Origin of the sequence: Tunicatimonas sp., assembly GCF_049647865.1 — a bacterium.
In the GTDB taxonomy this organism is placed as follows: domain Bacteria; phylum Bacteroidota; class Bacteroidia; order Cytophagales; family Cyclobacteriaceae; genus Tunicatimonas.
The window spans coordinates 1-3,280 of sequence record NZ_JBARYM010000478.1 but is presented as its reverse complement, the minus strand read 5'-3'; the positions used below and the strand labels follow the sequence as shown (position 1 = coordinate 3,280).

The window sequence follows — 3,280 nt, the reverse complement described above, 5'->3', positions numbered from 1 at the left end:
CTATTCACGAGCCGATTGAAATTCCGGTGGGGCAGGGAATTGTGGGTTCGGTTGCTCAGAGGGGCGAGGTAGAAGTAGTTAACGATACCTCGGATGACGAACGCTATATTGTAGATGACGATTCCCGCCTGTCTGAATTAGCCGTTCCTATTAAACACCAGGGAAAAGTAATTGGCGTAATTGACTCAGAGCATTCCGAAAAGAATTTTTATTCGGATTACCATCTTAAAGCTCTGAAAACAATTACGGCTATCTGCGCTAGTAAGATTGCCCAGGCCCAGGCCGACGAAAGAACTCACCAAGCCGAAGAAGCCCAGCGGGAAGCGGAACAGATTAAGGCGATGGACTTGATGAAGTCGCGCTTCTTTGCTAATATCTCCCACGAGTTTCGTACTCCGCTTCATCTGATTTTAGGGCCGCTACGCGGTCATCAAGATGAACCAATCCCTCCGCATGAGTTAGGGATGATGCAACGCAATGCCCATCGGCTACTACGATTGGTCAACCAGCTCATGGATTTATCTAAGTTGGAAGTAGGCGAACTACGACTAGAATACCAGCAGGCGGATGTATTTGAGTTTCTGCGGGCTATTGCGGACTCCTTCATACCGTTAGCTCAAGAAAAGCCAATTACTTTTCAAGTTGATATTCCGATTCGTCCCGCCCCTCTAAAGTTTGATCCTGATAAGCTGGAAAAGATTGTCTACAACCTATTGTCTAATGCCATCAAGTTTACTCCGCCTGACGGAACGGTCAGTTTTCACGCCTCAATAGACTCTGAGCATCAGCTCCGCCTCTCGGTATCAGATACCGGATTGGGCATTCCTAATCATTTGCAAGACAAAATTTTTGACCGCTTTTACCAGGTAGACGGCTCTAACACTCGTGCCTTCGAGGGTACCGGTATTGGTTTGTCGCTAGTAAAGGAGCTAACGGACTTGCACGGCGGAAGTATTACCTTAGATAGTGCTAATCGCCAAGGAACAACCTTTGTGGTGCTGTTGCCGCTATTAGCTGCTGAAGGCGATTGGGTGGAAGATTTAAGCGTACCTAAGGGAATCGTTCTGCAACCCATTGACAAAGAGGAAGATCAATTATCGGAGGTTTCTTCTTCCGAAGGTTTACCCCAGTTACTATTAGTAGAAGATACACCGGATTTACGCCGCTATATTCTCCATCATTTATCCGGGCAGTACCAGATACAGGAAGCGGTACACGGAAAAGAAGGTTGGGAGACGGCGATTGAGCAGGTACCGGATATTATAATTACCGACGTAATGATGCCCGAAATGGACGGCGTAGAACTCACGCATCGGCTAAAAAATGATGAGCGCACCAGCCATATTCCAATCGTGATGCTCACTGCTCGGGACGATACCGCTACCAAGCGAGCCGGTTTCCAAACCGGAGCCGATCAGTACCTCACCAAACCCTTTGACATTGCCGAGTTGCATGACCGGCTGCAAAGCTTGCTAAAGCAACGCAACCGGCTACGCGAAAAATACGGTCGAGAAGTAACGCTTCGCCCCAGCGACGTAACCGTGAACGACCACGATGCTACCTTTCTGGAAAAGTGCTTGCGTACTGTAGAGGAGAACCTCAGCGAGTCGGAATTTGGGGTAGAGCAGATGCAGCGGGAAATAGGCATGAGTCGGATGCAACTGCACCGCAAACTAAAAGCCCTCACCAATCAGTCTACTACCGAGTTTATTCGCGATGTTCGCTTGCAGAAAGCCGCGCAGATGCTGGAGCAAAATGGGGTACAGGTAGCCGAAGTAGCCTACGAAGTGGGCTTTAATCATCTTTCTTACTTTGCAAAATCATTCAAAGAAAAATTTGGATTATCTCCTTCCGAATTCGCCAAGTCTCGCCAAGAAATTCACTAATGTTACGCCAGTGTCAGCATTGGTTACATCAGTGTTAGACAATTTGCCATCTTGAACTGAGGGGCTTTTCACGAATTCTACTCGTGTTACAATACTGTTTGCCGTTGGGAGGCGAGTGTTAAGCGAATAGCTGCCGGAGCGATACCTTTGTTGCGTAACGTTTTCAAAAACCCAATCACTCAACTCATTAACTATAAGTATTATGAAGACTTATTATGATCAACGACGCGAACTTAGTATCCATGCCCGCCACTTTGGTGAGGCTAGTTTCCACGCCCGCATTACGTACGGCACTCTACTAATTCTCTTTGCACTTATTATAATCGTAAGTAGCTATATAAATGATCGCCCCCGCTATTTAAATACTATTGAAACCCCTACTAAAATAGAGGTAGCCAAACAGGCCTTTGCCAGCCGCTACAGTACTGAGGCGGCCAACCAAGATTTAGCCATCAATTAATAACCCTTTTATAAACCACAAACCAACTAGTAGAATGAATTATCTAATGAAACCAGTTTTAATTACAATGCTAGGATTCGTCCTAGCCCTGACTGCCTGTCAGGAAGATGTAGAAACCCTCGGTAGAGGCGACCGAACCATAGTAACACAACCCGGCGGCCCCGGCGGTAAAGTTGTAAACCCTGGAGGTGGAGAGCACGCTTACCCCAAAATTATTGAGCGAACCTATATTCCTGACGGTCATTTTGTCCGCACCAAATGTATTGCTTGGCGCATTGAGTGGCCGAACTATGGTGGCAGTGTAGATACCGATCAAATCCCGAGCTTCTTTAAAACTAGCAACGGGTCACTCAATAGCCTAGCGTATTTATTAAGTACTGACCCGGCTAATAAGAAAAACGTCAATTTCTCCCTCTACTTGGATGAGAAAATTCAAGCTGCTAATGACATGGGAGAACTATGGCCCTGGCCGGAAAGTATCGAAACTACGAGCGTGTATTTCGGTAAGATTGATATGCCAGTTTCTACCATAAAGTTTTGGGCTACAGAACGACCCAGCCAGTTTGAAAATTACTGGGACCAGGTGGATAGTATTGAGACCGAAGTTGACTATCAAGAAGGTGATTTCTTTATCTACCAAATACCCGATGAAAATTTATTTGGTGGGATTCGTATTGTCTCCGAAAGCCCCCGAATTATCGAGGTGTACCATGCGGTACCTAACTAAACAATTCTTTACCCCGAGTAACCAATTATTAACCCTTTTCAGAATAGCATAGTAACTCAAACCACAAATTATTAAACCAATGAAAAATGTAACAAAAATAGTGTACTTGATGATGACGGCCCTATCGCTGGTCTTCACCGCTTGCCAGGAAGATGTAGAAACTCTCGGTAGAGGCGACATAACGACACCCGCTCGGCCCGGTGGCCC

3 protein-coding genes are annotated in these 3,280 nt (G+C 46.2%); all 3 read left to right on the top strand.

All coding sequences use genetic code 11. The annotated features are described in order from the left end of the window. Positions 1 to 1,886: ATP-binding protein (locus WBA23_RS14175; protein ID WP_424582932.1), on the top strand; the 1,886-nt coding region annotated here is incomplete at its 5' end. A 202-nt stretch (positions 1,887 to 2,088) separates the two neighbouring features. Beyond that, positions 2,089 to 2,346 carry a hypothetical protein gene (locus tag WBA23_RS14170; RefSeq protein ID WP_424582931.1) on the top strand — a complete coding sequence of 86 codons (258 nt, stop codon included), beginning with the start codon at positions 2,089 to 2,091 and terminating at the stop codon, positions 2,344 to 2,346. Between the two features lie 67 nt (positions 2,347 to 2,413). Then, positions 2,414 to 3,073 (top strand): hypothetical protein, encoded by a 660-nt coding sequence (locus WBA23_RS14165; protein WP_424582930.1) that lies wholly within the window; start codon positions 2,414 to 2,416, stop codon positions 3,071 to 3,073. Positions 3,074 to 3,280: the final 207 nt, after the last annotated feature.